Source organism: Streptococcus danieliae (assembly GCF_025447695.1).
GTDB lineage: Bacteria > Bacillota > Bacilli > Lactobacillales > Streptococcaceae > Streptococcus > Streptococcus danieliae.
In genome coordinates, this window is the sequence record NZ_JAOBSU010000148.1 from 1 (window position 1) to 2803 (window position 2803).

General features: G+C 44.5%; 2 protein-coding genes. One reads left to right on the top strand and one right to left on the bottom strand.

Going from position 1 to position 2803, the window contains the following annotated elements:
- The first annotated feature begins 178 nt into the window (after nucleotides 1-178).
- Nucleotides 179-553, top strand: coding sequence for a hypothetical protein (locus tag N4310_RS08075; protein WP_262092767.1), 375 nt, complete (start codon nucleotides 179-181; stop codon nucleotides 551-553).
- Nucleotides 554-988: 435 nt separating this feature from the next.
- On the opposite strand, the gene cshA is transcribed toward N4310_RS08075, so the two are convergent.
- The gene (cshA, locus tag N4310_RS08080; RefSeq protein WP_262092768.1) at nucleotides 989-2551 is read right to left on the bottom strand and encodes a degradosome RNA helicase CshA; all 1563 of its coding nucleotides are present in this window, start codon (nucleotides 2549-2551) and stop codon (nucleotides 989-991) included.
- Between the last annotated feature and the right edge of the window lie 252 nt (nucleotides 2552-2803).

Genomic DNA, 2803 nt, shown 5'->3' on the forward strand with positions numbered 1-2803 from the left:
TTTTCACGAAAATCTACTGAATATGCCATAAAAATAGTATAGCACAAAGTGTGCGGTTTTTGTTTCATTCTACTATAAATAAGGCGTCAATAAGTATGAGTTTTTAGAGGTGCCCTTAAACTAACTTCCCCTTCCTTTGGGGTAAACTAGAGACAAGCAAATTCCTTTGGAGGTTTTTATGAACTACTCTTTTATTTACACTCTCCTTATTGCAAGAGCTGTTGAACTTACTCTGGCCGCCTATCTGAAAATTCTCTCACCCTCGATAGTGATCCCTTTTACTTTTTGGACTCTCATCTCAGCCATCATCTTTGGAATCGCCAATCAAGGTTTTTACCAAAAACAACCAAAAAAGAATATTCAGCGAAGAAAACGACGACTCCTTAAAGCGATTCGATTACCCTACTTCTTCTTTATGCTTATGAATCTGGTCTTCCTCTACACCTCTCATTCGCCTCTAGCTATCTTCGCCCAAACAAGCATCCTCATTAACTGGCATGCCCTGCTTTATGTACTCATTCTGAGCCAGTGCCGCATAAAAGGGGAGAATTAATATTAGACCCTAAAACAAGGAAACCACTCTCCGTTTGGAAAGTGGTTCTTTTAAGCAACAGCAATTGCTTGAGGTTCAACCCTATTTACAAAGCAAACTCCAATCGGTCATCAAAATAGAGAACGCTTCTATTCCTTGATTTAGAAACTCGAGAAGTCAATTGCTGACTCCTTTCCCCTATGTCCTGACTCGGGTTCTTTAGCCTCGTTTTTCTATTTCTAGACTCGGGTCCAGAACACTTCATGTTCTTTAGTTTAAAAACTCAAGAAGTCAATTCTTGACTCCTTGACCGCTCTCTAATTTTTGGGCTCGGGGTAAAAATGTCCACTGGACCTACCTCGCTCTCTAATTTTTAGGCTCGGGGTAAAAATGTCCACTGGACCTACCTCGCTCTCTAATTTTTGGGCTCGGGGTAAAAATGTCCACTGGACATTTTTACTTATCTCCTTTGTTGCGGATGACGAAGCCGGTTTTCTTTTCGCTGGAGGTGTTTTGTGGTTTTTGGTTTTTGGTTTTACGGTAGCGGTTGTCACGGTCATAGCGGTCGTTGCGGCGGTTGTCGCGGTAATTGTCACGACGGTTCCGATCGCGATTTCCGGAGCGGTAGCCACCGTCACGGCGACCGCCGCGTCCGCGTCCACCATGGCTATTGCCAGATGGTTTAAATGGCAGGGGTTTTTCACGGGCAATTTCTACTTCTGGTAGATCTGCTGGATCTTGAACTACTAGGGTCAAGATGTAAGCTGCCAATTCTTCTGGAGAAAATTCACTCGCCAATTGCAGGGCATCCTTACTGACTTTAGCAGCCTTGGCTGCGAAGTCTTCTGCCGCAAAGTCGCGTTCAATTTTCCCAAGTGCAACTTTCTTTTTCGCTTGGTAGGCTTCTTCTGCTGTTGGTGGTTTGAGACCCTTCATCCGTTTTTTGGTCAAGTTCTCAATAATTTGAAGGTAGCCCATCTCATTTGGAGAAACAAAGGTTACGGATTGACCAGATTTACCAGCCCGACCTGTACGTCCAATCCGGTGAACATAGCTTTCCGGATCTTGTGGAATATCATAGTTGTAGACATGGGTCACACCTGAGATGTCCAAACCACGCGCTGCAACGTCTGTTGCAACCAAGACATCCAAATTACCATTTTTGAAATCTCGAAGAACCCGTAGCCGTTTGCCCTGATCCAAGTCTCCATGGATTCCTTCTGCACGGAAACCACGAATTTTCAAACCACGCGTCAACTCATCGACCCGACGCTTGGTCCGACCGAAGACAATAGCCAATTCTGGCTGCTCCACATCCATAAGCCGCGTCATAGTGTCGAACTTCTCTTGTTCCTTAATCCGGATATAGTATTGATCAACCAATTCCGTTGTCAATTCCTTGGCAGCAATCTTGACGTGCTCCGGTTCTTTCATAAATTGCACCCCAATCCGCTTAATAGCATCTGGCATGGTTGCTGAGAAGAGCAAGGTTTGACGATCCGCTGGCACGCGCTCAATAATCGCTTCAATATCGTCCAAGAAGCCCATGTTCAACATCTCATCGGCCTCATCCAAAATCAAAGTTTCAATCTTATCCAGTTTCAAAGCCTTGCGTTTGATCAAGTCCAAGAGACGACCCGGTGTTCCCACAACAATATGCGCCCCTGCCTTCAAAGCCTTGATTTGCTTCTCAATGCTGGATCCCCCATAAACAGAGCGAACCCGCACACCTTTAGAGCGCCCGAAGCGGAATAATTCTTCCTGACTTTGAACCGCCAATTCTCGCGTTGGCGCAATCACCAAGGCCTGAATCGTCGCCTCTTGTGGTCTAATTTTTTCTAAGGTTGGCAAACCAAAAGCAGCCGTTTTCCCTGTACCAGTCTGTGCCTGACCAATAACGTCTTTGCCAGTCAAGGCCAAGGGAATCGTCTGCTCCTGAATGGGGCTGGCTTCTTCAAAACCGGCTTTCTCAATTTCAGTCAATAATTCTTGTGATAAACCTAATTCTATAAATTTCAATGGTATCTTCTTTCTATCAAATCGATTCGGATGGACCTCTTACAATTTCGGTCCCTATCCCAAGGAACAGGCGATGAGATGCCATCCATTTTGAGCACACGCTCCCATCCCACCAACTTCATTGTAACTTACCTATTGTACCACATTCTGCAACTTATAAAACAGAAATAGACACAAAGAATCATTCCCGTTGCTTATTCTTTTTGAAAATAATGTCAGGATTCTGACTCCTCATCATCAATTTCATAAAAA